The sequence below is a fragment of the Streptomyces sp. Y2F8-2 genome, from assembly GCF_014905555.1.
In the GTDB taxonomy this organism is placed as follows: Bacteria; Actinomycetota; Actinomycetes; order Streptomycetales; family Streptomycetaceae; genus Streptomyces; species Streptomyces cynarae.
The window spans coordinates 237412-261961 of the sequence record NZ_BNGS01000006.1; the positions used below are offsets into that span (position 1 = coordinate 237412).

The 24550-nt window shown below is 71.7% G+C and carries 23 protein-coding genes; 5 read left to right on the plus strand and 18 right to left on the minus strand.

Annotation, left to right across the window (positions count from 1 at the left end; genetic code table 11):
- Positions 1 to 38: 38 nt before the first annotated feature.
- The 4 genes from SY2F82_RS21705 to SY2F82_RS21720 all read right to left on the minus strand — a co-directional run bounded on the left by SY2F82_RS21705 (position 39) and on the right by SY2F82_RS21720 (position 2967).
- Positions 39 to 1328, minus strand: coding sequence for a hypothetical protein (locus tag SY2F82_RS21705; protein ID WP_200420809.1), 1290 nt, complete (start codon positions 1326 to 1328; stop codon positions 39 to 41).
- A gap of 80 nt (positions 1329 to 1408) precedes the next feature.
- Complete coding sequence (locus SY2F82_RS21710) at positions 1409 to 1906, minus strand: SigE family RNA polymerase sigma factor (RefSeq protein ID WP_200420810.1); 498 nt, start codon at positions 1904 to 1906, stop codon at positions 1409 to 1411.
- Positions 1907 to 2192: 286 nt separating this feature from the next.
- Positions 2193 to 2762 carry a DinB family protein gene (locus SY2F82_RS21715; protein WP_200420811.1) on the minus strand — a complete coding sequence of 190 codons (570 nt, stop codon included), beginning with the start codon at positions 2760 to 2762 and terminating at the stop codon, positions 2193 to 2195.
- Between the two features lie 61 nt (positions 2763 to 2823).
- On the minus strand, positions 2824 to 2967 hold the full coding sequence (locus SY2F82_RS21720) for a DUF664 domain-containing protein (protein ID WP_200420812.1): 144 nt from the start codon (positions 2965 to 2967) through the stop codon (positions 2824 to 2826).
- 178 nt (positions 2968 to 3145) lie between these two features.
- Here SY2F82_RS21720 and SY2F82_RS21725 point away from each other — a divergent pair, with 178 nt between their 5' ends.
- The gene (locus SY2F82_RS21725; protein WP_200420813.1) at positions 3146 to 3817 is read left to right on the plus strand and encodes a nucleotidyl transferase AbiEii/AbiGii toxin family protein; all 672 of its coding nucleotides are present in this window, start codon (positions 3146 to 3148) and stop codon (positions 3815 to 3817) included.
- Between the two features lie 13 nt (positions 3818 to 3830).
- Here SY2F82_RS21725 and SY2F82_RS21730 read toward each other — a convergent pair whose 3' ends face one another.
- The 12 genes from SY2F82_RS21730 to SY2F82_RS21785 form a co-directional block, all read right to left on the minus strand.
- Positions 3831 to 4313 (minus strand): DUF1203 domain-containing protein, encoded by a 483-nt coding sequence (locus tag SY2F82_RS21730; RefSeq protein ID WP_200420814.1) that lies wholly within the window; start codon positions 4311 to 4313, stop codon positions 3831 to 3833.
- A gap of 225 nt (positions 4314 to 4538) precedes the next feature.
- Positions 4539 to 6851 carry a glycosyltransferase family 4 protein gene (locus tag SY2F82_RS21735; RefSeq protein ID WP_200420815.1) on the minus strand — a complete coding sequence of 771 codons (2313 nt, stop codon included), beginning with the start codon at positions 6849 to 6851 and terminating at the stop codon, positions 4539 to 4541.
- Positions 6848 to 8110 carry a polysaccharide pyruvyl transferase family protein gene (locus SY2F82_RS21740; RefSeq protein WP_200420816.1) on the minus strand — a complete coding sequence of 421 codons (1263 nt, stop codon included), beginning with the start codon at positions 8108 to 8110 and terminating at the stop codon, positions 6848 to 6850. Before SY2F82_RS21740 ends, SY2F82_RS21735 begins: the two co-directional genes overlap by 4 nt.
- Positions 8107 to 9240 carry a glycosyltransferase family 4 protein gene (locus SY2F82_RS21745; RefSeq protein ID WP_200420817.1) on the minus strand — a complete coding sequence of 378 codons (1134 nt, stop codon included), beginning with the start codon at positions 9238 to 9240 and terminating at the stop codon, positions 8107 to 8109. The genes SY2F82_RS21740 and SY2F82_RS21745 overlap by 4 nt, the downstream gene beginning before the upstream one ends.
- On the minus strand, positions 9237 to 10580 hold the full coding sequence (locus SY2F82_RS21750) for a lipopolysaccharide biosynthesis protein (protein WP_200420818.1): 1344 nt from the start codon (positions 10578 to 10580) through the stop codon (positions 9237 to 9239). The genes SY2F82_RS21745 and SY2F82_RS21750 overlap by 4 nt, the downstream gene beginning before the upstream one ends.
- On the minus strand, positions 10577 to 11047 hold the full coding sequence (locus SY2F82_RS21755; protein WP_200420819.1) for a hypothetical protein: 471 nt from the start codon (positions 11045 to 11047) through the stop codon (positions 10577 to 10579). Before SY2F82_RS21755 ends, SY2F82_RS21750 begins: the two co-directional genes overlap by 4 nt.
- Positions 11044 to 12192 carry a glycosyltransferase family 4 protein gene (locus SY2F82_RS21760; RefSeq protein WP_200420820.1) on the minus strand — a complete coding sequence of 383 codons (1149 nt, stop codon included), beginning with the start codon at positions 12190 to 12192 and terminating at the stop codon, positions 11044 to 11046. Before SY2F82_RS21760 ends, SY2F82_RS21755 begins: the two co-directional genes overlap by 4 nt.
- Positions 12189 to 14519 (minus strand): DUF2206 domain-containing protein, encoded by a 2331-nt coding sequence (locus SY2F82_RS21765; RefSeq protein WP_200420821.1) that lies wholly within the window; start codon positions 14517 to 14519, stop codon positions 12189 to 12191. The genes SY2F82_RS21760 and SY2F82_RS21765 overlap by 4 nt, the downstream gene beginning before the upstream one ends.
- Positions 14516 to 15607, minus strand: coding sequence for a glycosyltransferase family 4 protein (locus SY2F82_RS21770; protein ID WP_200420822.1), 1092 nt, complete (start codon positions 15605 to 15607; stop codon positions 14516 to 14518). The genes SY2F82_RS21765 and SY2F82_RS21770 overlap by 4 nt, the downstream gene beginning before the upstream one ends.
- A complete protein-coding gene (locus SY2F82_RS21775; protein WP_200420823.1) occupies positions 15604 to 16332 on the minus strand; it encodes a polysaccharide deacetylase family protein in 729 nt (242 codons plus the stop codon). The genes SY2F82_RS21770 and SY2F82_RS21775 overlap by 4 nt, the downstream gene beginning before the upstream one ends.
- Positions 16329 to 16856 carry a hypothetical protein gene (locus SY2F82_RS21780; protein ID WP_200420824.1) on the minus strand — a complete coding sequence of 176 codons (528 nt, stop codon included), beginning with the start codon at positions 16854 to 16856 and terminating at the stop codon, positions 16329 to 16331. Before SY2F82_RS21780 ends, SY2F82_RS21775 begins: the two co-directional genes overlap by 4 nt.
- Entirely contained in the window at positions 16853 to 17608 is a 756-nt protein-coding gene (locus SY2F82_RS21785) for a glycosyltransferase family 2 protein (protein WP_374707194.1), read from the minus strand. The genes SY2F82_RS21780 and SY2F82_RS21785 overlap by 4 nt, the downstream gene beginning before the upstream one ends.
- 855 nt (positions 17609 to 18463) lie before the next feature.
- Here SY2F82_RS21785 and SY2F82_RS21790 point away from each other — a divergent pair.
- Together SY2F82_RS21790 and SY2F82_RS21795 are read left to right on the plus strand one after the other, a co-directional pair.
- The gene (locus SY2F82_RS21790) at positions 18464 to 19291 is read left to right on the plus strand and encodes a helix-turn-helix transcriptional regulator (protein ID WP_236041712.1); all 828 of its coding nucleotides are present in this window, start codon (positions 18464 to 18466) and stop codon (positions 19289 to 19291) included.
- The gene (locus tag SY2F82_RS21795) at positions 19288 to 19470 is read left to right on the plus strand and encodes a DUF397 domain-containing protein (protein WP_200420826.1); all 183 of its coding nucleotides are present in this window, start codon (positions 19288 to 19290) and stop codon (positions 19468 to 19470) included. Before SY2F82_RS21790 ends, SY2F82_RS21795 begins: the two co-directional genes overlap by 4 nt.
- Here the strand turns inward: SY2F82_RS21795 and SY2F82_RS21800 are convergent.
- Positions 19415 to 20650: an MFS transporter gene (locus tag SY2F82_RS21800; protein ID WP_200420827.1), complete on the minus strand. Its 1236-nt coding sequence runs from the start codon at positions 20648 to 20650 to the stop codon at positions 19415 to 19417. The two genes, SY2F82_RS21795 and SY2F82_RS21800, sit on opposite strands and share 56 nt — an antisense overlap.
- Positions 20651 to 20738: 88 nt before the next feature.
- Here SY2F82_RS21800 and SY2F82_RS21805 point away from each other — a divergent pair, with 88 nt between their 5' ends.
- Entirely contained in the window at positions 20739 to 21707 is a 969-nt protein-coding gene (locus tag SY2F82_RS21805) for a helix-turn-helix transcriptional regulator (RefSeq protein ID WP_200420828.1), read from the plus strand.
- A 45-nt stretch (positions 21708 to 21752) separates the two neighbouring features.
- Entirely contained in the window at positions 21753 to 22265 is a 513-nt protein-coding gene (locus tag SY2F82_RS21810) for a glutathione peroxidase (RefSeq protein ID WP_236041714.1), read from the plus strand.
- Positions 22266 to 22385: 120 nt separating this feature from the next.
- On the opposite strand, the gene SY2F82_RS21815 is transcribed toward SY2F82_RS21810, so the two are convergent.
- Positions 22386 to 24407: an MFS transporter gene (locus SY2F82_RS21815; protein WP_236041722.1), complete on the minus strand. Its 2022-nt coding sequence runs from the start codon at positions 24405 to 24407 to the stop codon at positions 22386 to 22388.
- Positions 24408 to 24550 lie beyond the last annotated feature (143 nt).

The following is a 24550-nucleotide window of genomic DNA, read 5'->3' on the forward strand; positions in this document are numbered from 1 at the left end:
GCCCGGTGGGGCGCCCAGGGGCCGAGCCGTGCCCCGACTCAGCCGGTGAAGAACTTCTTGTCGAGCGCGATGGCCACCAGCTGGTCCATGCTCAGCGCCGGCTGCGGTCGCGTGACCGGAGCGCTCTCGGCGTACGAGTTGACCTCCCGGACCGCCACCCGGCGACCGTCCTTCCGCAGCGTGTCGACCAGCCACACCGCGGCCGAACCACCCTTCTCCGAGTGCCCCTTGACCTTCTTCACCTTGGTGCCGTCGGCCAGGGTGACGGCCTCGCACTCACCGGAGACCCCGGCGCACCCCATGAGCCCGGCCAGGTCTTTCGTCTGGTCGTACTGCACGTCGACCTCCACCATGTTCTTCCCGTGGCCGTCGTCGTAGACCAGCTGGACCAGCGCTTCGTCGGCATTCACGTCGGACACGGTCCCGCCCCGGGGCAGATGTGACTTCAGCACCTCGGTCAGACGTGCGCCCGGTACCCGCTTGCCGCCGGTGGAGGGAGGGGCGGAGGGGGTCTCCTCCGGGGCGGGCAGCGCGGCGATCGCCTTGTCCCAGGCCGGGCTGCGCACGATGGAGGTCAGCTGGGCGATCGACAGCAGCGGGTCGGCTCCGGAGGCCGAGCCCTTCTCACCGCCGCCGCCGAACTCCTGCACGGTCAGCTGCGCCCCGTCGCGGGTGGTGAGCACCACGTACCAGCGCTTCTGCCCGCTGTCGCTGCTGGGGTAGGTGAACGACTTGGTGGTGCTGAGCACCGCGCCGCCCGGGAGCTTCTGGGTGGTGCACTTGTCGTACGGGCGCACCTCCACCGGAAGGCAGTCGCCCTGACCCTGCCGGCCGGCGGCTGCTCCGGAGTCGACCCGCGCGACGGCGATGTCGATGCCGGAGGACCCGTTCGCGGTGGAGTAGATGAGCTTGGCGGTCGGCCAGACGACGGGGCCGTCGCCGTCGGAACCCCTGCCCGAGGCTGCGGAGACGGTGCCGCCGGGCGGCAGCAGGCTCTGCAGCGTGCGGACCATCTCCTCCGCGCTGATGGACGCCGGTGCCCGGGAGGGCGACTGCTCGGTGGAGTGCACGGGCCCGCCGGGCCTCAACTGCTCCGGCGCGCCACCGCCCCCGCTGCCGAAGGCGTCCGTGACCATCAGGGTGCCGCCCGCGGCGACCACCGCGAAGGCGGCCGTGGCGGCGGCGACCTGGGTGGCGCGGATCAGCCGCATCCGCCGGCCCCGGGCGACGGAACGCCGCACCAGGTCGGCGGAGTGGGGCGGGAACTCACTGGTGGCGCGGCTCATGGCGCGGGTCAGCCGCTCCTCGAAGTCCTCGTTGGGTGACATGGGGGTCTCCGTTCGTCTGGGGCGTCGGTCGGACCCGGGGCGGGGCGGGGAGTGCGCGCCGCGCCGCCAGTCCGTGCTGGTCATGCGGCCAGGTCGGCCAACTGGTCGCCGAGCAGGGCGCGCAGCCGCTGCAGGGCGCGCATGCTCTGGGCGCGCACGGCTCCCGACGACAGCTGGAGCACCTGTGCGGTCTCCTCCACCGAGCGGTCCTCCCAGTAGCGGAGCACCAGCACGGCACGGTCCTTGGTGGTCATCCGGGCCAAGCCGTCCAGCAAGGCCATGCGCAGCTCCGCGTCCTGTGCCGGGCCGGCCGCTTCGGGCAGCCGGTCGCTGGGGCGCTCGGTGGAGCTGCGGCGGCGGCGCTGGGAGAGGAAGGTCCGCACGAGCACGGTGTCGGCGTAGGCCACCGGGGAGTCCACCCGGCTGATCCGCCGCCAGGAGCGGTACATCTTGGCGAGGGTCTCCTGAACCAGGTCCTCGGCGAGGTGCCAGTCGCCCGTGAGCAGGCAGGCGGTCCGGAACAGAGGCCCGCTGCGGGCGGCTGCGAACTCCAGGTAGTCCGCGGGTGCTTCCCTCACCGTGTGTCCTTTCGTGGTCGGACGTCACCTCTTACACGCGGTGGGGGTGGTGGTGCGTTACGGACCTGGACGGTATTCGTGGGCGCGGTTGCGCGAGGGCCGTGTCGGGTCGCGCGGGCTCGGAGCGGGACCCGACGAAAATCCGGGGTGCGCGGAGGGCGCACCCCGGAGGACTGCGACGGACCGAGATCGTCCCGAGCGCTCGGCCGCGGTGGCCGAGCGCGCGGCTCGAGCGGGTGTCTTCAAGGTGACGTGCCGGTGGGGCGGCTGAGACTCGCGGTCCTCGTCACTGGCCCACCCTTCCGTCGACGCACTCGCGCAGCAGATCGGCGTGCCCGCAGTGCCGGGCGTACTCCTCGATCCTGTGCACCATCAGCTCCCGAACCGCGATCCCGTCCTTGCCCAGACGCTCGCCCAGGTCCGGGTGCTCGGCCAGCGCCGCGTCCATCGCGGCCTGCTCACGCTCCAGATCGGCGTACGCAGCGTCGACCACGGTCTGATCGGCGACAGCTCCGTCGAAGTCCGCGTCACGCGCGCCGTAGAGCTTCGGGAGCGGGTCGCCGTCGCTGATCCAGTTGCGCCAGTCCCGTTCGACCTCGGCGAGGTGCCGGATCAGGCCGAGCAGGGACATCGTCGACGGCGGAACCGACCGACGGGCCAGTTGCTCCGCATTCAGGCCCTCGCACTTCATCCGCAGGGTCATGCGGTAGTTCGTCAGGAAGTCCTGCAGCGTCGCAAGCTCGCCGTCCGGACTGGGGCCTTCGCTGTTGCGGGGGTCGTCGTCGGGATCGGCCCACATGTCGGGGTAGACGGTTGCCTGGGTCCATCGCGCGGGTTGGTCAGTCATGCGTCGCATGGTCGCCGGTGACGGCCCAGGCTTGCCACCGAGTTCTCGCTTCGAGGTGACGTCATGCCGGTCAGCCCGTGCTCTTGGCGCCGTCCAGGCACGCCCGGATGGTGTCGGCGTGGCCGGAGTGCCGGGCGGTCTCGGAGACGATGTGCATCAGTGTCCGGCGGGCGGTCCACCGCTCGTCGGACTGGGACCAGGGTGCCTCGGGCAACGGCTGGTGCGGACGAGCCGCCGGGGATCACGCGGCTTCTGGCGCCGCTGAGCGAGTCGCACACCCGACGCGGGCGGCGAGTCCGGACACGCCCGCGCCTTCGCGCCGACGCGCTCCCGGCTGGGATGACGGCCATAATCGGGGCGTGCCCACCCCCGACTGCCCCTGTTGAGACTGCGTGAAGCTCGCTGAACCGCATCGACGGCTGCTGGCCGACATTCTCGCCGTCGGTGCGCCGTACGGCCTGGCGCTCGCCGGTGGCGACGCGGTGCGGGCACATGGGTTGGTGGACCGGCCCAGCCGCGACGTGGACGTCGCCACGGAGAGCGCCGTCCCGATGGAGGAGATCGCATCGGCCGTCAGGGCCGGTCTGGAGGAACGGGGCTGGGCCGTGCGCCCGCTGGGGACGGACCCCCTTGTCGCGCGGCTCGGCGTCACCGAGCAGTCCACCGGTGAGGAGTGCGAGCTGCAGGTGCTGAAGGAAGCGCTCTGGCATCCCCCGGTCGTCACCGAGTTCGGCCTGACGGTCTCCCTCGAAGACGTCGTCGGCATGAAGGTACGGGCCCTGGCCGACCGCGGTTTCGCCCGCGACCTCATCGACGTCCACGCCGCCTCCGAGCGTTTCAGCCACCCCGAACTCGAGGAACTGGCCCGCCGCCACGCCGGTGACACCTTCGACCTCACCGATCTGCAGGCCCGCCTGACCGGCGCGGAGTGGCTCGACGACTCACGGTTCGCCGCCTACGGCCTCGACGAGACCACGATCACCGAACTCCACCGCTGGGCCCAGCAATGGGCGGACGACATCGCGGAACGGTTGGTGGAGGGGGAGCTGCCCGAGGAGGAGTGACGCGGCCCCGACCTCATCCAGGGCGGGTGATGGTGAACATGTAGCAGCCCCAGGCGACATTGCGGCTGTGGATCTGCACGACCTCCGGCTCGGCGAGCAGTTCGGCGATCACCTTTTCAGGGTGCCGGCCGTCGTGCACGGTGGTCGCGTCGTGGATCCGTCCGCGCTCGTCGTAGGCCCGCAGCACCTGCGGGCGTCCGCGCCAATCCGGCGGGTAGCCGGCGACGTCGGCCGGGCCCGCACAGGATTCGGCATGGGCGAGTACGGCCCCGAACTCGCGGTAGGGACTGGCCGGAAGCGGCGGCTGGTACCCGAAGAGCAGCAGCTTCTCACCGGGCCTGGCGTCGCGCAGACAGCATCGGAGCGGCTCGCCTCCCTCAGCGGTGATGCGCTCGGCAGGATGACCCGACGCGTCGACGCCGCCGGCGCGGACGTCGTCCAATGCCTCAGCGGGAATCGGATGGATGCGGAATGCCGCGGACGATGTCACAGTCACCCATCCAGACTCTCGGTTCCGTGCCCTTCACGCTGGCGGGTATCCGACATGGCGTTCACCAGCGGAACGCCCATCCCCCATCGCGTTCTTCGCCTTCTTTTTCTTTCCGGGGTATCCCAGGGCGCCTCCTGTGGTGTGCGTCCGCGAAGGATGTGACGCAGCGAGTCCACACCGAACCGGCGTGCGACGGCCTCCTACACCGTGGTGATCCCAGATCACCGGTCTTTACAGAACTCGTGGCAGCTCACGCTCTTCCGCATTCACTTCCCTGAACAGCCGTACGTAGCGGGCCGTGAGCGCCGGCCACGCGTACCGTTGGACGGCGGTCTGACGGCCCATCGCGCCGAGGCGGTCGGCCAGGTGGCCGTCGCCCAGGAGGGACAGCAGGGCCTCAGCGAGGGCGGCCGGGTCGCCGGGCGGGACGAGGAGACCGTTGGTGCCGGGGTCGATCACGTGGGGGATGCCACCGACGTCCGAGCCGACCACCGGAGTGCCGCAGGCCATGGCTTCGATCAGGACCATGCCGAAGGACTCGGCCTCGCTCCGGGAGGGAAGGACGACGACGGCGGCCTGTTGCAGGGCCCTCACCAGGTCGTCGCCCGTGAGCTGGCCGGGAGTGTGCACCCGGTCGGCGATGCCGAGGCGTTCGGCGTGAGTGCGGTGGTCGAGGACGGCGTCGCCGCTGCCGACCAGGGTCAGGGTGACGTCGTCGGGGAGTTTTGCGGCGGCGCCGAGGAGGACGTCGACGCCCTTCCAGGACGAGGTGCGGTCCATGCGGCCGAGGTACACCACTGCGCGGGGGCGCCTGGACGGCGGAACGGGGCCGGGCGTGAAACGGTCGGTGTCCACGCCGGGGGTGATCTGCAGGGCGCCGGGATGGCGAGCGGCCAGGGACACCGGGGAGACTGCGACCAGGGCTCGGGCCCGGGTGAAGACCCAGGGCAGCACACGACGTTCGTAGCAGCGGATGATCCGGTCGGCTGCGGCCTCGCCCTTCAGCATCGAGCCGGCGTGATAGGTGACCACAGCAGGCCGCCGACCGCGCAGTGCGACCGCAAGGTCGGGGAGGCCGGGAACCGGCGCGTGGGTGTTGATCACGTCGACCTGCATCCGCCGCAGCCAGCCGCGCAGCTGGAACGGCCACAGGGGGTTGAGCGGGGTGTTGGAAAGGCGTGCCCAGGTGCCGAGCCGGACGACAGGCACGCCGTCCTCCACGGTGACGTCGGTGCGCCGGTCTGCCGGGTTGGTGGTGATCACTACGGACCGCAGCGCAGGGTCCCCGGCGATCGCTGTGGCGACCCGCTCGGCGTAGTTCTCCACGCCGCCGATCTTGGGAGGGTAGTAAGGGGCGACGACTGCGACCGTGCGGGGCCTGCGGCCCTCGAGCACTCGGGCGAATACGTCGGCGGTACGGGTCGCCTGCCGCCCCCAGCCCAGCTCGCTGCGGACGTGGGCCAGCCCCGCCGCGGCGAGCCGGTCGGCGAGGTCATCGTCGGTGAGCACCCGGGCCAGCGCGGTGCGCAGTCCGGTGCGGTCGCCCGGCGCGACGAGCAGACCGTTCTCCTCATCCCGGACGAGGCTCGGGATGCCGCCGACGTGGGTGGTGACGACGGGGCGCCGAGCGGCCATCGCCTCCACCAGGACGCTGGGGAAGCTGTCGTAGGACGTCGGCAGGGCCAGGACCCGCGCGCGCCGATAAGCGGCGGCCAGGTCCGCCCCGTGCAACCGCCCGCTGAAGATGACCTTGCCGCCGAGTCCGAGCCGGTCGGCGGTGTGCCGGTAGTTGCCCGCCGCCGTTCCGTCGCCGACGACCTCCAGCCGTACGGGACTCCCCTGCTCCTTCAACTCGGCGACGGCCGCGAGAAGTGCAGAGAGGCCCTTGTAGGCGGTGTGCTGCTCCAGAGAGCCGACGAAAAGCACCCGGGGCTCGGCCGGTACTGGGCCTGGTGTGAACAGGTCGAGATCGGCGCCGGGCTGGATCGTCGTCGCACGGCCCGCGAAAAGGCGGCCGAGGTCGGCCACCACGTAGTCGGACGAGCAGATGACCTCGCGGGCCCGTCGCGCGGTGCCGGCCAGCACGGTCCGTTCGTACGCGGCCAGCACGGCGTCGATCGCGGGCCTGCCCTTGCGCATGCGCCCGGTGTGGTAGGTCAGGACGAACGGCCGGCCCGTGTCCCCGGCGGCCCGGGCAGCGGCGTCCGCGAACAGCGGCACCGGTGCGTGACCGTTGACCAGGTCCACGCCCTCCCGTGCGATGATCCGCCGCAGTTGCCTCCGCCAGCCCGCGCCGACCGGCGTGCGCGACAGCAGCACGGGAGCCGCCAGCCGGTACACGACGCAGCCGCCGGGTCCGTCCTCGTACCGCCCCGGTCGCCCGCCCGGCCCGCCCGTCGTCGTGGCGATGACGACTCGGTACCCGTGGTGCGCGCCCAGCTCGTGCGCGAGATGCCAGACGTACTGCTCCACCCCGCCGAGGGACGGCGGCAGATACGGCGTCGCCAGCAGCACCGTCGGTGCGGCGGGCGCGTGCCCGGTCACCGGTGCACCGCCGCGCGCAGCACGCCGACGAAGTCCCCGGCCTGTGCGGTGTAGGCGGGCAGAACGGCCCGCAGCCGCTTACGGTAGTCGTCGCCGGACAGCAGGAGACGGTCGAGCAGGTCGGCGACGACCGTGCCCTGCGCCTCGGACATGCGTACGACCCACTCCTCCAGTCCCAGATCCGCCATGATGCCGCGCGTCTTGTGGTCGTACTCGACGGCCGCGCACGGCACGCCCGACGTCAGACCGAAGATGACGGAGTGGAAGCGGGTGCCGAGGATGAAGTCGGCGGTGCCGTACAGGGCGTGGACGTCGTGGTGGTCGATCCCTGCATCGTCCAGGATGTGCAGGGCCGGATGCGGGCCGACGTGCGCGGCGATACGAGCGTTGACCGGCCGGTCGTCGTCGCCCTGGAAGGCGCAGGTGACCTGTGGGACGAGGACGACATGACCGCCGTCGTCGAGGACCCGCCGTACGGCAGCCGCCATGGCAGCCTCATACGTCTCCTGCTGAGGGCCCGGCAGGTGTCGACGCGCGGTGACCAGAACGAGACGCGCGTCCCCAGGGACGCCCAGCTCGGCCCGCCAGGGACGCCGGGACCTGCTGTGGAAGGCGAAGGCGCTGTCCACCCCGCGCCGGACGGTTGGCTCGGTGACCCCGGCCTCAGCCAGTCGGGCCACGCTGATGTCCTCCCGAGCCACAGCCGTCACGGCCCGGCCCACCACCCTCTTGACCATCCACCGCTGCCGTCGGCGCGGGAACGGCCCGAACGACTGCGGCCCGAGCACCGTGGGCACCCCGGCCCGCTGGGCCAGCCACAGTGGCAGGAGAAGGAAGGCGATGTTGAGGTCGGAGGGGAGGTCGGGGCGGGCGTTGAGGTGACCGCCGCCCACGGACAGCACGAGATCGGCGCTCATGACCGCCCTGATCTCGTTGCGCATCTCCTGGGGCAGCAGCGCGGCGAGACCGGAGGCCAGCCGCCCGCCTCCCGGCAGCGCAGCGACCGCGCCCGCGCCCAGTGCGGCCACCTTGCGTGCGATCCTCGCCGCACGCCCCGCGGTCTCCTCACCGACGTAGCGGCGCACCGAGCCGATATTGCGCACGTCCTCGAACTCCGGCCATTCGGCTGGGTCCTCGAACGCCGCCACCAGCACCTGGGCACCGGGAAAGGCCTCCTGCACCTGCTGGACGGCCACACTCAGCAAGGCCGCGTCGCCACGATTCCCCCGGTCGAAAGCGTCCACTACGACGACCTTCATCCCCCGACCACCTCTTCGTAGTGCCGTTCCAGCCCGTCGAGGAACACCTCGACGGTATAGCGGTGCGCCCGTGCCGCCGACGCCGCGCCCATGCGGGCGAGTGTTTTGCCGTCGCCCAGCAGGCGGTCCAGGGCGGCCGCGAGCGCGGTCGCGTCCCCAGCGGGGAACAGCGCTCCGTTGTCGTCCCCGACCAGTTCGGGCAGGCCGCCGACCTTGGACGCGACCAGCGGACGTCCGATCCGCAGGGCTTCCAGGGCGACGGTGGGGAAGTTCTCCGGCCACACCGACGGCACCGCGACGACGGACGCCGACACTAGGTGCCGGGCCACGGCGTCGGCGTCCAGCCAGCCGGTGAAGGTGACGCGGGGACCGGCGAGCGCCTCCAGACGGGTCCGGTCGGGGCCATCGCCCACGACGGTCAGCCGGCCGCGGCCGAGCCGCGCGAACGCCCTCAGCAGCACGTCGACGCCCTTGACCCGCTCCAGCCGCCCGACGTACAGCACGTGGTCCAGGGTGTGCAGCGGCTGCGCGGCGACCGCGCCGGGGATGCCGTTGGGCAGGACGTGCACGGGGACGCGAGGACCGACGTCGGGTCGTACGGCGTCGGCGAAGTAGGCGCTGGGGGCCAGCACCCGGTCCAGGCGTCGCAGCCGGGGCAGGTAGGCCGGGCGTTGTACGTAACGCAGGTAGGCGTAGCGAGCGGCGTCGGGTGCGGACAGGCGACCGCCGGGGGCGCTGGGCAGGTTCCAGCGCAGCAGGTCGCGGGTCCAGTCTTCCGGGCCGTGCACCGTCAGCACGCGCCGCGTGCGGGCGGTGGCGTCCAGGACGGCTGGGCTGAACTCGCCAATGGTGTGCAGGTGGACGCAGTCGGGCGCGAAGGCGCGTACCACCTCGCTCACTTGGCGGTGGGCACGGCTGTAGAACAGCTTGCGGGCAAAACGCTGCGGCGCGGTACCGGTGATGGCCGGCACCAGGTGGTCCGCGAACACCTCCCGTCCTTCGGCGAGCAGGTCGGTGGCGACGACGCGGATGCGGTGACCGCGCGCGCCGAGGCCTTCGGCGATGAGGCGGACGCTTTTCTCGGCGCCCCCGGCCTCATGGCCGATGTTGACGATCTGCAGGATCTTCATACGGTGCTGCCTTCCTTCCCGGTGCGCCGGTGCCGTCCGGTGTGCGGTGCGCGGACGCCCCCGGCCAGCAGGGCGACGCCCGCCACCGCTCCGGAGGCCAGGTTGCCGACGCCCCAGGCGATTCCGGCCCACGGCAGGCCCTCGTGCAGCCGGGTCAGGGCGACCGCGAGGACCACGGTGACCAGGACCGCGTTGGAGACGACCATGGCGACGAGCTGCCGGGTCAGTTTCAGCAGGAAGCTGACCCAGGTGTTGAAGGCCACGGCGAGTGAGCCGAGCGTGAAGACGGTCAGCGTGGTGGTGCCGTGGGCCTCGTACACGGGTCCGAAGACGTGCAGGACGGGCCGGGCCAGGGCGGCGACCAGCGCCACGGCCGGGACGGTGGCCAGGGCGATGGCCTTGCCGGAGCGGACGGCGATGGGGCCGAGGGCGGCGCCGTGCTGGGAGCCCTCGGCGAAGAGGGCCTCACCGATGGCGTAGGAGGCCGAGTTGACCAGGTTGGCGATCTGGAAGGCGACGAAGTAGGTGGCGGCGGGGACCGGTCCGAGCATCTGCAGGACGACGATCGGCAGCACGATCTGCGGAATCAGGTTGAGGCTGCCGGACAGGTAGCTGCTGAGCGAGTAGCCCAGAGTGGCGCGGAAGGTGTGCCATGAGAACGCCGGCCGGACCCTCAGCCGCAGACCCCGGCGGATGGCCAGGATGCTGGCCGCGGCGGCGACCGTGGACGCGGCGGCACTGGCGGCGAAGATCCCGAAGGGGCCCGCGGAGACGAACAGCACGGGCAGGGCGAGCTTGACGAGGCTCATCAGCACGCCGTTGACGGCGAGGTTGACGCGGGCCGCGCGGAAGGCCACGAAGACGGAGTCGGTGAGCAGGTTGACGGCCGCGCCGGCGGCGAGCACGACGAATCCCGCCGCGTACCAGAACGAGGCGTGCAGGAAGCCGAGTTCGGGCGCGACCCGGGGCACCAGCAGCACGAAGCCACCGGAGATGGCGCAGGAGCAGACGACGACGGTGCTGAGCGCCGTGCTGACCTCCTCCGCGCGCCGGTCGCTGGTCGGCAGGTGCCGGACCAGGGTCGAGCTGAGCCCGAACAGGCTGAAATACGACAGCAGGGACAGGCTCGACAGGAGCGACGAGGCGCGGCCCACGTCGGCGGCCGGGTAGAGCCTGGCGACCAGGATCCAGAAGACGAAGCCCGCGCCGGCGCCCAGCACGGTCGTGGCCATGAGGAAAAGTGAGTTGGCGATCAGCGGGTCGCGCACCATGGCCCGGGCGCGGGCGAGGCGGGCCGTGGCCTGCGGGGGCGGGGCGGAGCGGGGGGCGATCAGGCTCATGCGGGCTCTCCTGCCGGGCGATCGGGCCGGGCCTGGGCCCGGGCGAGCAGCAGGGTCACCGCCGTCACGGCGAACGCCCACGACGCGGTTTGCCCCTCCCGGGGCACGTCGGCGAAGTGGGTGAGCGGGCGGGCGAGGGTCTCCGGGTGCGTGAGGGAGTTGACACACAGGTACGCCCACATGAGCAGGCCGTAGACCGTGCCGGTGCGCACGAGTGCCGTCCAGGCGCCACGTCGGGGGCCGGTCCGCAGCCACCAGCGTCCGGTGGTCGTGTGCAGCAGCGTCGCCGCCAGCGCGGACAGCGCGAAGCAGACGGCACCGAACGTGTCGCGCCGCACCGGCAGCAGGGAGCTGATCGGCACGGTCAGTTCGGACGGCCGTACGGCGGCGACGGCGGCGACGTAGAGCCAGCCCAGCAGCCCGTGGACGAGCACAGTCTCCAGCGCCGCCCGGATCACCCGCCTCACGCCACCGCCTCCCGGGTGACCGGGTCGGCGTCGGCCCCCGTGTAGTGGGCGCGGAGCCGGACGGTGTGCTCCGGCCAGGCGAAACCCTCGGTGGCGCAGGTGCGGGAGTAGCGGCCCATGGCGGCGCGCAGCTCCGGGTCCCCGGTCAGCTCCGACAGGGCGGAGCGCAGCGCGGGCACCTCGCGGGGCAGCAGCCGGACCCGGGTGCGGTCCAGGCCGTATGGGGCGTATCCGGGGTCGTCGGTGGTGACGACGGGCAAGCCGGAGGCCATCGCCTCCTGGACCGTGAGCGGGAAGCCCTCGGCGGCCGACGGCAGAGCGAAGACGTCCGCCGCACGATAGAGGTCGGCGAGCTGTTCGGGCGGCAGGGCGCCGAGGTGGTGCACGCCGGGCCGGTCGCTGGTGGCGACACTGCCGTCGCCGGCGAAAACCAGGTCGTAGCCGGGGTCGGCGGCAGCCAGCAGCAGGTCGTAGCCCTTCTTGGGCACCAGCCGGCCGACGAACAGCACCAGGACGCGGTCCTGCGGCAGCCCGAAGCGCAGCCGGGCGTCCCGGCGTTCCTGGTCTGAGGTGGGCGGGCGGAACGCGTCGGTGTCGACGCCGTTGGCCAGGAGGCTGACGGTCTCGGGGCGGGCGCCGTGGGCGGTGACGAAGTCTGCGACGCGGCCGTTGACGACCAGCACCCGCCGCGCGCGCCGCAGCAGGCCCCGCCCGGCCAGCCGGTACACGCCGCGCTGCACGGCACGCACGGCGCGGGAGGGGTGTTCGACCACGGCGACGTGCTGGGTGAGCACGTGCGGGGTGCGGGTCAGCGCCGCCGCCGCACCCGCGGCCCACGATGTGACGTACAGGCAGTCGTGCACATGGACGACGTCGGCCCAGCGGGCCCAGCGCACGGCGGTCGGCCACACCCGCGGCGACAGCAGCGGGAACGGTACGCCGGCCCGCTTCTCCAGAAGGTTCCAGGCGGCGACGCGCACCACCCGCACCCCCTCGTCGTCCTCGGTGACGGTTCTGACACCGCTGGTCAGCACCGTCACCTCGACGCCGGCCCGGCGCAAGTGGCGGGCCTCGTTGCGGACGACGTTCTCGATGCCGCCGATGTGCGGCGGGTAGTAGTGGCTGACCAGCAGCACGCGCTTCATCGGTAGATCTCCGCTCCCCCGTTGCTGTACAGCTTGTTCTTGGTGACGTCCAGCAGCCCGACCGGGTAGCGGTACGTCATCAGGTCCCCGCGGTAGAACGTGGTGGCCTCGTCCTTGGTCACCGTGGTGGTGCCCAGGAAGACGTAGGTGTGCGAGCCCACCAGCACCGGGAAGATGTCGTTCTGCGCGCGGCCCCGGATCAGCGACTGCAGTCGGCTGAAGGTGTAGCGGTCGGTCTGCACCTCGGACTGGACGTCGGCTCGCTGCCTGTCGGTGGCGCGGGACTGCACCCAGCGGATGGCGGTGCGCTCCTCGGGATGGACGTAGTAGATGTCGTAGTACTGGCCGGAGTTGGCCAGGTGCAGCTGCGCCGGGTAGCCGCCCAGCACCTTGGGTACGACACCGGTCAGATCCAGCAGCAGGCCGAGAGCCAGCACACAGGCAGCCGGTACCGCCCATCGACGCGCCCAGCGGAACAGCCACAGCGAGGCGCCGGCGACGAAGGGCGCGAAGAAGAACAGGCCCTGCTGGAAGGCGCGCAGCACTCCGTAGTCGACGGACAGCTGGGGCAGCACGGTCAGCAGGGCGATGACGCCGAGCATGCCCAGGGACAGGGTGACCTGGTCACGGCTCGGCCGGAAGCCGGGCCGGGCGCGCAGGCGTCCGCTGCGCCGGGGCCACAGGACCAAGGCGAGGCCGACCAGCAGCAGTACCTGGAGCAGGGCGGCGGCACAGGCGCGTAGCAAGCCGTTGGCCGCGGACACGTCGATGCCGGCAGTCTGCAGGGTACGTCCGGCCGCGGTCAGGGGGAGCTTCGCCTGCTCGGAGACGACGGGGACGGCATATCGGTCGACGGTTTTCAGGGGCAGGTAGTCGCCCTGCGCCCGGCCGCCCTCCGTCTGCCGCACGACGTCGGCCCGGTAGTCGACGAGCCGCTGCTCGGCGCTGACCGACGCGCCGCTGAACAGGCTGTAGGACACGTCCGAGGAGGCGGCGTCGGAGCTCTGCCCGGTCAGCTCCCGCACAGTCAGCGAAAGGGTGCTGTGCAGCTGCCCGGTGGTGTGCGTGACCGGACCGGACCACACGAACGCCGCCGCTGCGATGGCGACCACCATCCACCATGTCAGGAAGCCGCGCCCCGTCGGCGGCCGACGGCGCACCCGGACGAGCAGCCGCCAGGCCAGATCGGCGGCGAGCGCCAGGGCCAGGACGGCGACGAGGACGTAGGTGGTGGAGTAGTGCGACAGAACGATGCCCATCACGAGCACCGTGAACAGGGCACGCCGCCGCGCGAACGGACGGGCGGTATCGGTGACCACGACCGTCGCACAGCCCATGAGGAAGAACGCGACCTCCTGGCGGCCCAGGAAGGTCATGTCCGTGAAGAAGGTCGGGAACATCATCAGGTACACCGCGGACAGCAGTGCGACGATCTGCGGCGCCGTGTTCCGCACGGACCGGTACACCAGTACGGGGGTCAGCGCGAACAGCAGTGGCAGCAGCACCTTGAAGACGTAGGTGCCCTCGATGCCGGTCAGCCTCGTGAGCGCGGCCGGCAGCAGGGTGATGCTCAGGCAGGCGTTGTACGGGTCGCGGAAGGTGCCGATGTTCCAGCGCCCGGCGTCGGCAGCCAGCCGGAAGACCTCGTACTCGCGCTGGATGTCGTGCCCGGTGATGTACCAGCCGCGCAGACTGGTCAGCAGCAGGACCCCGGCGGCCGCGCACCACAGGCCCAGCTCCAGCACACCTGTCGTGTACCGGCCGCGCCGTGCGATGAGCAGCGCCAGCAGCGCGGTGACCACGACCAGCGCGGTGACGGCGACACCGCCGCCCAGGCCGTTGTTGAGTCGGACGGGGCCCGCGACGCACAGCGCCAGGACCAGCGCGCCGAGGGCGCCGACAGGGGCGAGCCCCGCCGGGCGGACGACCCGGGAGCCGCTTGCGCGCAGGGGGGACCGGGGCAGCAACGAACGCCATCCGGCGGACGCACGCCATGCCGACACCCCGGCGAGCGCCACCACGTCCAGCGCCGCCGCCAGGGCCAGCGGCACCCGCTCCAGAGGCCGCGCCACGCCCAGAACGGGCAGCAGCGTGTTGACCGCCAGCAGGAGCCCGAGGGCTCCCACGACGCTCAGGCCCAGCCCGATGAGCACCCGTCCGTCCCGGGTCGACAGCGCCCGCTCGGTGAGCTCGGTGAACAGCAGGGCCGGAGCCCCCAGCAGCAACCACAGTCCCGCCGGGACGAGCAGCACGGCCGGAGTGCCGGGCACGCATTCCAGCAGGGCCGCCACCAGGGCGGTGGTGACGGCCCAGGCGCGTATGTTCACGAAAGCACCTCGGTGTAGATGTCCTCGACCTGCCGGACGACCGCGTCCCACCGGTGGCGCCGGGCGGCCTCGGCGCTGCGCCGTCCGAGGTCGGCGCGGAGTCCGACGTCGGCGGCGACGGCGTCGATGGCCTCGGCGAGCGGTGCCGGTTCGGGGTCGGCCAGCAGGCCGATCCCGTCGAGGAGTTCGGTGTTGCCGGGGACCCGGGTGGCGATCACCGGCAGGGCGGCGGCCATGGCCTCCAGGGCGACGAGCGGCATGCCCTCCTTGTCGGAGGGCAGCACGAACGCCTCGGCGTCGGCGTACGCGCGCACCAAGTCGGCGCCGAGCGCGGGCCCGTCGAAGCGGACGTTCTTCAGACCCAACCGTTCGGCGTGGGCGGTGAGTTCCTCCCGGTCCTCACCGTCGCCGACGATGCGCAACCGGACCGGTCGGGTCACCAGGGCCATGGCCTCCAACAGCCGGTCGACGCGCTTCTGGGAGCTGAGCCGGCCGACGTAGAGCAGGTCGAGTGTGCCCTCGGCAGGCTCGCGTACGGGCATGAAGTACTGGGCTCCGACCCCGTTGGGCACCACGAACACCCGCGCGGCGGACACCCCGTAGGTGGTGGTGACGAAGTCGGCCTGTGCTGGGGTGAGCACCAGCACGGCGGCGGCTGCGCGCAGCACCCGGCCGAAGACGTGCCGCTTGTAGGCGGGCAGCAACCAGCCCAGCCGACCGGAGGCGTCGACGTCCAGGTGGAAGTGGAGCACGAACCGCTGTCCGCGTAGTCGGGCCAGCAGAGCGACCATCTCCGGCAGCAGTGCGTGCGCGGAGTGCAGGTGCAGCACCGAACGGCGCGGGCTGCGCAGCAGTGTCCGGGCGATTCCTGGCGCGATCGGGGTGTGGGCGACCTCGAACGACCGGTGACGCACGACGCCGACCCCGCCCTCGCGGCTCAGGCGCGGTGCACCCTCGGATCCGATGGTGGTGGTGACCACGCGCACGTCGTGCCGCTCGGCAAGGCCGGCGGCGAGGCTCTCCACGACCCGTTCGAGACCGCCCAGGTGGGGCGGGTAGTAGGGGGTGATCTGCAGCACCGTGCTCATGCGACACCTGCCCCGGTCAGCGCTCCGTTGGTGACATAGCGAACGTCCGACCGGCCGCCGATGTGGTCCAGCACCCGCTCGAGCCGGGCCCAGTCGCCCCGCGCGTCGACCTCCCAGCTGTGTCCCCACAGATGGTAGATGCCGCCTCGCTCCAGACACAGGTCGAACCAGTGGATCGCCAGCTCGTCCCAGTGCAGATACAGCTGGGCCGCACGGCCTGGTCTGCCGCCGGCGAGACGCAGGGCGAGCGGAACGTCGACCCGGTGGGCGTAGGCGTTGACCGTCGTGGTCATCTCCAGCAGCGGCCCCGTGGCGAGGGAACTGCGTCGCACGGTTCGGGCCAGGTGGAAGCCGGCGTCGGCGACCTGTCGTACGTGTACCGGCCGGTACTCGCCGCGCGGGTAGCAGAAGCTGACGACGGGACCGCCGAGAATGTCCTCCAACTCGGTCTTCCCCGCACTGATCTCCTCTCGAGCCGTCGCCTCGTCGATCAGCGGCAGCCTCAGGTGGCTGAGGGTGTGCCCACCTATCTCGACGCCGTCGCGCGCGGCCAACTCCCGTATGCCGTCGGTGGAGAGACGATCGGCGGGAGCGAACTCGACGTTGTGGGGCGCGATGTAGAACGTGCCCGGTACGCCGTACCGCTCCAGCAGGTCCGCCAGGCGCGGGTCGAGCCGGTGACCGTCGTCCCAGCTCGTGGTGACCACCGTCCGACGCTGCGTCATGAGGTGCCCTCCGGGGTGTCGTCCAGGGTGTAGTGAAGCGTCTGGGGCTGCCCCAGGAGGGCGACGTGCACCACCGTGCGCGCCGCCGCGCCGTGCCCCGCGCGGGGGTACGGCAGCCGGACCGTCGTCCGCAGCGGCACCTCGGCGCGCGGGGCGAGGTCGACCGTGCGGGAGAGCTCGGTACGGCCGGACGCCGTGGCCAGCCAGACACGCAGCCGGTACGTCCGCGGGGCGGCTCCGTGCGCGACCAGGGTGACCGGCACCACGGCCGTGCCGTGCTCGACGTTCGGCGTGCCGTCGAAGTACAGCTCCGTGTAGGTGCTGGGCAGGCGGGTGAACGAGGCGCGCAGCTCATGGCGCACCCACGGCACGGTGCACGCGACCGTCACCAGCACGAGCAGGGCGGCTATGGCGGCGACGGCGCGGCCCCGCCGCCCTCGTACGGCACGCGTCCGCCGACGGCGGCGGTGCCCCGCGGGGGGAACCGCCGACCGCCGGACGGGCGCGTCGAGCAGTCGGCTCATGCGGTGGTCCCGAATTCCTCCACACCGGAGGGCTGCGCGGACACGGCGACGCCGGCCGGCACGACGAAAGGTCTGCGGAAGCGGTGGTGGAACAGCTGGCGCAGGTTGGCCATGCCGTCCGGCAGTGCGTTGAGCTTCACCTCGCCGCCCCGCTTGCGGTATTCGATCGGCACCTCCAGGGTGCGGTAACCGGCCAGCGTGGCGGCGTTCTTTATCTCCTGCGAGAAGGCCATACCGGTGGACCGTACGTCGATGCCGTGCCACACGTGACGCCGGAAGACCCACATACCCGACTGCGAATCGCGCAGCCCGTTGCGGAACAGCATGCGGCTCACCGCGCTGAGGGCGTGGTTGGCGACGGTGTGCGAGCGCTTCATGGCCGCGGCGTTCTCCCGGCCCAGCCGGTTGGTGGTCATGAACTCGACGCCGTGCGCCTCCAGCGTCGCCAGCAGCCCCGGCAGTGCGTCGAACGGGTACGTGCGGTCCGCGTCGCCGGTGGCGATCACGTCGCCGTCCGCCGCGTTGAACCCGGCGTGGTACGCGTTCCCGTATCCGCGCGCCGGCTGGTACACCACCCGGGCGCCCAGCTCACGTGCCACATTGCCGGTGCCGTCGGTCGACGCGTTGTCGACCACGACGACTTCGGTGCTCCAGCCCGATGCGGCGAGCTCGGCGACCGGCACGGTCTCCATCACCGCCGGCAGATTGGCCGCTTCGTTGAGCGCGGGTATGACAATGGACAACGCCTTCATGAAAGCCCCCCAAGGCATAGAAGAACGGAGTCCGCGGGCAGCCTGAATAAGCCCGTCGCCGCAGGACGGAATACCGTTTCCGGGCAGCCCGAAAATGGCGTCGCCGAGCGTGCGGACTCTGCCGCGCAGACATGGGTGCTCCCCAGCACCCGGGAATGTCAGAACGAAATCGGTTGAAGCCGGCCGCATCGCCTGAATCGATGCGGAGGCCGTCTCAGCAGAGTCGCGTCGGACTCGGCCGGAATGCCAGCGAGTTGATGTCCCCCTCTCAGCGTTCCGGCATCCCCTCATCGCCGAAACGGAGGATGACCATATCAATGTGCAGGAGGAAGGGAAGAGTGTGTCCAAGATGTGAAGACGGCGCCCGGCGGTCGATCGAGCCACGCCCCGGGCGCCCGCTTCCCACCGGGCACTCCATGGGTACAACCGGAACGAGCACGCCCCGCCACTCAGCGCGTGGCACGTTTCCGCAGCTCAGATGCCATACGCCCAGGCGGTTCGAAATTCGTCGCCGCCAGTGGTCCATACCACTTCGAGGCCAGGCGGGCCGCGGCGACCCCGACGGCGAACGCATCGAGCAGGCTCCACGGATTACTTGAATTTTGCATAGCTCTGGCCAGGGATTCCACCACTCAACCTCGCTGATACGGGGTCATGGACCTTGCCTGGCCCTCTGCATGGCTATCCGTCAGGTACGGGAGGTAGTGCAGCTCGAATAACGTGCGCCCCCCTGCGCACCTCCGTACCACCGGTGACGTCACAGCGTTCGCAGAGCGGGCGGTGACGTCTCCTGTTCATCATGGGGTTCAGCGTGGACCTGGCGAACGTGCGGGATTGCAGGGGGAGTTCGACGGCATGGGCATCGGTGGCAACCGCCGCAGGAAGAACGCCTCCGCCATGAAGATGGTCGGCGGCATCCTCGGCACGTTCCGGAAGGCGGCCGGTCACACCCAGCGGTCCCTCGCCGAGGAGGTGCTCGTGGACGAGGAGACCATCGCGTCCATCGAGCAGGGGCGGCGGTTGCTGAAGGAGGATCTGGCCGCCGCGCTGGACGAACTACTCGACACCAAAGGCGCGTTGGCGGTCGCCGTGGCCAACATGCCCGAGGTGGATCTGTTTCCGCGGTGGGCGGAGGAGTTCATCGATCTGGAGCGGGACGCCCTGGCCTTGTCGTCGTACGAGAACCAAGCCTTGCCAGGTCTGCTTCAGACTCCCGCGTACGCACGTGCCGTCTTCCTCAACGAGGTCCCGGCCCTGACCGAGGACGAGATCGAGCAGCGCGTGGCGGCCCGGATGGATCGCCAGGAGGTGCTCCGGCAGAAGGTGCCGCCGACCGCCACCTTCATCATCTCGGAGGTGACACTCATGGATCGCCTGGGAGGACACGACGTGTACGTGGAGCAGGTGCGGCGGCTGCTCGACTGGACCGGCCTTCCTGGTGTGACCCTCCAAGTGATGCCGGTGGGACGTGAGTTCCACGCTGGGCTCTCCGGGCCCTTCGTTCTCATCGAGACGCCCGACCACCAACGCGTCGCCTACGTCGAGGGACAACGCAACGGTCGGTTGATCGCCGATCCGGACGAAGTGTCCCTCCTCGAGCGCAAGTATGCGATGCTGCGGACTCAGGCCCTCAACTCGCAGGAATCCGTGGGTCTGTTGGACCGTCTCCTGGGAGAGCGATGACTGCCGAGTTGGAGTGGTACAAGTCCAGCTACAGCACCGAGCAGGGTGGAAACTGCCTGGAGATCGCCCCCGCCCCGAAGGCCGTCCACATCCGCGACTCCAAGCGATCCCCCGGCCCCACCCTCACCGTCCCCCGAGACTCCTGGGCCGGCTTTCTCGTCCTCGCTCGTCGGAGTTGACCTCGGGGTCCGGCGCGGAGGCGGGGCGGCGGTGGCGGGTCGTAGCCAGGGTCAGCGTCGCCGTGAGTGAGGCGGCCGCCATGACCGTCATCGCCGGGCCCGGCGACATGGCCTGAGCCACCGCCCCCGCCAGCGTCGCGCTCACCCCCTGCATCGTGAGCATGCCCGCCGAGTGCAGGCCGAGGGCGTGGCCGCTCAGGTCCGGTGGGGTCAGGCTCATCAGGTGCTCCTGCTGGATCAGGCTCGCGGCGAAGCCGACCGACGCCAGGGCCGCGCAGGCCGCCGCCACCGGCACCGAGGGGTGCAGGGCGAACAGCAGGTACGGGGTCGCGAGGAGCAGCAGGAACGGGATGCCGAGGCGGCGGCGCAGTGCGGGCGGGAGCAGGCGTCCCGTCGTCACGTCGCCGACGAACATGCCGAACGCCGCGCACGCGAACAGCGCGCCCGCGTGCTGCGGTGCGTAGGAGACGTAGAGCGATTCGCAGCCCACCACCAGGCCGTTGGGGATCCACAGCAGGAGGTAGGTCGTCCGGCGCTCCGGTGACGACCACAGCAGCGCGTTCGTGCGCCAGGTCTGCGTGACGGAGGGGCGGCCGGAGCTGCGCGGCGCCCGGCGGGTCAGGCCGAAGCGGGCCGTCGCAGCCGCCGCCAGGTACAGCGCGGACGCCGTCAGCAGGGTCGTCCGCGGGGACAGCACCGTCAGCAGGAGGCCGCCCGTCGCGTAACCGGTGATCTGCATCAGGCCGTTCACCATGTTGAAGGCCGAACGGCCCAGCAGGTAGCCGTCCTTGGACAGGATCTCGTTGAGCAGGCCCCAGCGGACGCCGCCGCCGAGCGACTGGATCAGGCCGAGGAGAAGGACCAGCGCGAAGATCGCCCCCACCGGCAGGCCGGGCGCCGCCGTCGCCGCCGTGCCGACCGCGAAGGCGCTCGCGATGCCCGCCGTCGTCGCGCGCGGGGGCAGCCGGTCGGCCGCCGACAGCAGGGTCGTCGCGCCCACGACCTGGGCGAGTTGCGGGCCGAACATGCTCACCGCGGACAGCAGGGGCGAGTCGGTGGCCCGGTAGACCAGCGTGCCGAGCGCCAGACCGCCGAGGGTCGAGGCGGCCGTCTGGAAGGCGGAGGACAGGAACAGCGGGGTGAACTCCCGTGTGCGGAAGAGGTCGGCGTAGCTGCGCATGCGGGGAGTGTGGGCAGGGAGTCCGGGGTGGTCGTTATTGTTTCGCGTACGTGCGAAACGTCCGTCGACCCCGAGCGTGAAGGCGCCCATGGGCCTCTGGTACGTCAGCGCCGACACCCTCGCCGGCAGCCGGTTCCTGCTCTCGCCGCTCGCCGAGGTGTTCGCCGCTCTGAAGCTGCTGCACGCCGGTACCGCCTCCCACCCCGGGGAACGCGCCTGGCTGGACGCCCACCTCCCCGCGTACCGGGCGCGGCTGGCCGCCGACCCCGTGACCGGTCTGCTCGTCCGCAGCGGGCTCGGCCCGGAGTGGATCGCCGACTTCCTCACTCCCACGCCCAGGGACGGGGAGACCTTCGAGGAGGGCGTGGAGCGCGTCCGCTCCGCCTCCCCCGCCGACGCCCGGGCCCACCTGACCGTGTCCCTGCGCGGACCGCTCCCCGCCGCCCTCGACCGCGACGACCTGCCCGAACGCGCGGCCGACCTGCTCAGCTACGTGTGGACGCAGACCGTACGGCCGTACTGGGACCGGCGGCGGCGCGTGCTGGAGGCAGATGTCGTCGCCCGGACCGCGCAGCTGAGCCGGGGCGGCTGGGCGGCCGCGCTGGACACCCTGCGGCCGGGCCGGACCCGCTGGCTCGGCGGGAACCGGCTCCAGGTCAACCTCCACGAGTACCCGCCGCGCGAGATCTCCGGCGCCCAGCTCCTCTTCGTCCCCGTCACCCCGCAGCGGGCCGGCTGGGTGTCCTGGGAGGAGCCCGACCGGTACGCCCTCGTCTATCCCTGCGCGGGCGTGCTGGCCGACGGGACGCGCACGGTGGTCCCGGAGAGTCTCGGCGCGCTGCTCGGGCCCGCCCGTGCCCGGGTGCTCGTGCTGCTGGACTCCCCGATGAGCACCAGCCAGTTGGTCGCCGTGACCGGGCAGGGGCTCGGCTCGGTCGGGCGCCACCTCAAGGTGCTGCTGGACGGGCGGCTGGTGGAGCGGCGGCGTGCGGGACGGTCGGTGCTGTATTCGCGCACGGCCGCCGGTGAGGTGCTCGTCACAGCGCAGCGGGCGTGACGGGCGCATCACCTGGTGGCGGGGCGGCGGAGTTAGCATCCGCCCATGACGACTACTGACAACAGTGCGGGTGCCTCTGTCCTCGATGTCCAGATCGGTGCGCTCCAGGGTGGTTCCGCGGACCTGTCCCAGTACGCGGGCAAGGCCGTCCTCGTGGTGAACGTGGCCTCCAAGTGCGGGCTGACGCCGCAGTACGCGGGCCTGGAGCGGCTGCAGGAGCGGTACGCGCCGCTGGGCTTCACCGTGCTCGGGGTGCCCTGCAACCAGTTCCTCGGGCAGGAGCCCGGCAGTGCCGAGGAGATCGCGGAGTTCTGCTCGGCGACGTACGGCGTGACCTTCCCGATGACGGAGAAGATCGAGGTGAACGGGGAGGGACGGCACCCTCTGTACGAGCGCCTGGTCGGCCACGCGGATGCCGAGGGGCACAGCGGGGACATCCGGTGGAACTTCGAGAAGTTCCTGATCGGGAAGGACGGCAAGGTCGTCGCCCGCTTCTCGCCGCAGACGGAGCCGGAGGCGGCCGAGGTCGTGGCGGCCATCGAGGGCCAGCTCGCGTAGCCGGGGTCCGGAGTCCGGAGTCCGGTTCGTCCCTGCCCTTGGAGCAGGGACGAGCGTCCTGCGTCACCGGGCGAACGGCGCCCGGTGACGCAGGCACGCAATCGGTCGGCGGGCTCGCCCTCAGCCGCCGGACGGCTGGGCCTCGTCCCTCAGCTCCTCCGGGCACGCGGTCCCCCGCGGTAGCTGATACGGCGCCCCCAGGCGGTAGGTGCCCGGGCGGGGGGCCAGGAGTTCGGTCCACTTGTCGCCCCAGATGTCCTCGGGGGCTTCCATCAGGCAGCCGTTGACGTTGTCGTACGTCTTCGGGGTGCCCTTGGCGCGGTGCTTGGAGGCATCCGTCTCCTGCGGGGGCTTCACGCCCTTGCCCTGGGTGTCGACCAGGCCCAGCCACGGCGAGTAGGGGACGCGGATGAGGACGCGGCCCGCCTTCTTCACCTGGATCGTCAACTCGCCCTGCTCCGCCCGGTCGACCACCGCCGGCGGATCCGCCAGCGGGGTCGGGTCCGTCACCGCGAACAGCTGCCAGTTGGCGTCGCCCCAGACCTGCTTCAGATACGGCATGCCGCGCTGCACGAGCTCACGTTCGCGTTCGCCGCCGTCGCCGTCCGGCTCGCCCTTCGGCAGCACCACGTAGTGCACGGCCCAGCGCTGCAACCAGGCGTGGTAGTTCGCGGAGTTCAGCGTGTCGTCGTAGAAGAGCGGGTTGCGCTCCATGTCGGCCTGGCGGTTCCAGCCGCGGGCCAGGTTGACGTACGGCGCCAGCGCGGAGGCCTCGCGGTGCGAGCGCGCCGGGACCACCTCCACGCGGCCCTTCTCCGCGCCGTCCACCTGGAGCTGGTGGACCAGCGGCGCCAGCTCGTGCGCCCAGGACGCCGCCGGAGTGGTGTGGACGATGTCGTCCACCGTCTTGACACCGATCCAGACGACGAAGCCGGTGAGCGCCACCACGGTGGCGTACCACTTCCGGCTGCGCCGCACCGTGAACGGCAGTGCAGCGACCAGCGCCACCCCCGCGAACAGCATCGCCAGGCGCGTGATGTTGGAGCCGATCTGGGAGCTGATCAGCCAGACGAGCAGGACGGACAGCGCGTACACCGCCGCCGTGATCCGTACCGTCTTCCACTCCTTGGGCACCACGACCCATACCAGGGCCGAGAAGAGGAAGGGCAGGATCGTCGACGCCCACGTCATCGGTTGCGTCCCGGAGAACGGGAACAGCCACGCGGACAGGGCCACCACCGCCGTGGGGGCCAGGCCCAGCGCCCACGCACCGGGGCGGCGCTTCTGCAGGAACAGCGCCACCGCGACCAGTCCCACGAACAGGCCCGCCACCGGCGACGACATGGTGGCCAGCGCGGCCAGCGACGCCGCGGACAGCGCCTTCGCCCAGCGTTTGTGACGCCAGTGGTACGGCCAGCAGAACACGGCCGCGGTCGCGCCCAGCGCGAACACCATGCCGAGGCCGAATGTGACACGGCCCGAGATGGCGTTGCAGAGGAGTCCGAACACCCCGGCGAGGGCCGGCCACCGCGGCTCGCGGACGGCACGGCTGCGGACGAGGATCAGCGTCAGCAGGCCGGCCGAGGCCGTCCCGGCGATCATCATCGTCGTACGGACGCCGAGGAGCGACATCAGATAGGGCGACACGACGCTGTACGACACCGGGTGCATGCCCCCGTACCAGGCGAGGTTGTACGCCGAGTCGGGGTGCCGGCCGACGAACTCCGCCCACGCGTCCTGCGCCGCGAGGTCACCGCCGCTGTTCGCGAAGGTGAAGAACCAGATGAGGTGCAGCACCCCGGCGAGGGCCGTGGCGGCGAGGGCGGGATGGCGACGGGCCAGATCGGCCGCGCGGGAGGAGCCCAGACGGGCGGCCAGGGCGCGGAGACGTCCCGGGGCCTTCGGAGCGTCCTGGGCGGGAGGCTCGGCGCCGGGGGCCGGGGCTGCGGGAACCGGGGGCGCCGGGGTCGGGGCCGGAGCCGTCGGCGCCGGGACCCGGGCCTGACGGTCCGGGGTCTGAGGGGCCGGTGGGGCCGGCGGGTCAGGGGTGGGTGCGCCCAGCGGTATTCGCGGTCCCGGTGATCCGTCCGGGTGATGTTCCCGGTCGGCGTCGTCGGCGTGTGTCGGCTCCGCTGTGGCCACCTGAAGGCACTCCCCGTGTCCTGTCTTCCGCTCTCGGCCGCGTCCCGTTCGCTCCCGCTTCACGGCCGCGTCTCCGCGACCGGCGACCTGTCCCGATTCGTGACGCTAGCACGCACCCCGCCACGGGGCCCCGGGGTGGGGCC

What these genes read in the sequence shown, in the direction of transcription:
- SY2F82_RS21760 (WP_200420820.1), bottom strand. Translation starts at nt 12,192, where the DNA reads ATGAAGCGCGTGCTGCTGGTCAGCCACTACTACCCGCCGCACATCGGC.
- SY2F82_RS21785 (WP_374707194.1), bottom strand. Translation starts at nt 17,608, where the DNA reads ATGAAGGCGTTGTCCATTGTCATACCCGCGCTCAACGAAGCGGCCAAT.
- SY2F82_RS21745 (WP_200420817.1), bottom strand. Translation starts at nt 9,240, where the DNA reads ATGAAGATCCTGCAGATCGTCAACATCGGCCATGAGGCCGGGGGCGCC.
- SY2F82_RS21715 (WP_200420811.1), bottom strand. Translation starts at nt 2,762, where the DNA reads ATGCGACGCATGACTGACCAACCCGCGCGATGGACCCAGGCAACCGTC.
- SY2F82_RS21775 (WP_200420823.1), bottom strand. Translation starts at nt 16,332, where the DNA reads ATGACGCAGCGTCGGACGGTGGTCACCACGAGCTGGGACGACGGTCAC.
- SY2F82_RS21705 (WP_200420809.1), bottom strand. Translation starts at nt 1,328, where the DNA reads ATGTCACCCAACGAGGACTTCGAGGAGCGGCTGACCCGCGCCATGAGC.
- SY2F82_RS21780 (WP_200420824.1), bottom strand. Translation starts at nt 16,856, where the DNA reads ATGAGCCGACTGCTCGACGCGCCCGTCCGGCGGTCGGCGGTTCCCCCC.
- SY2F82_RS21795 (WP_200420826.1), top strand. Translation starts at nt 19,288, where the DNA reads ATGACTGCCGAGTTGGAGTGGTACAAGTCCAGCTACAGCACCGAGCAG.
- SY2F82_RS21740 (WP_200420816.1), bottom strand. Translation starts at nt 8,110, where the DNA reads ATGAAGGTCGTCGTAGTGGACGCTTTCGACCGGGGGAATCGTGGCGAC.
- SY2F82_RS21810 (WP_236041714.1), top strand. Translation starts at nt 21,753, where the DNA reads ATGACGACTACTGACAACAGTGCGGGTGCCTCTGTCCTCGATGTCCAG.
- SY2F82_RS21770 (WP_200420822.1), bottom strand. Translation starts at nt 15,607, where the DNA reads ATGAGCACGGTGCTGCAGATCACCCCCTACTACCCGCCCCACCTGGGC.
- SY2F82_RS21800 (WP_200420827.1), bottom strand. Translation starts at nt 20,650, where the DNA reads ATGCGCAGCTACGCCGACCTCTTCCGCACACGGGAGTTCACCCCGCTG.
- SY2F82_RS21790 (WP_236041712.1), top strand. Translation starts at nt 18,464, where the DNA reads ATGGGCATCGGTGGCAACCGCCGCAGGAAGAACGCCTCCGCCATGAAG.
- SY2F82_RS21750 (WP_200420818.1), bottom strand. Translation starts at nt 10,580, where the DNA reads ATGAGCCTGATCGCCCCCCGCTCCGCCCCGCCCCCGCAGGCCACGGCC.
- SY2F82_RS21805 (WP_200420828.1), top strand. Translation starts at nt 20,739, where the DNA reads ATGGGCCTCTGGTACGTCAGCGCCGACACCCTCGCCGGCAGCCGGTTC.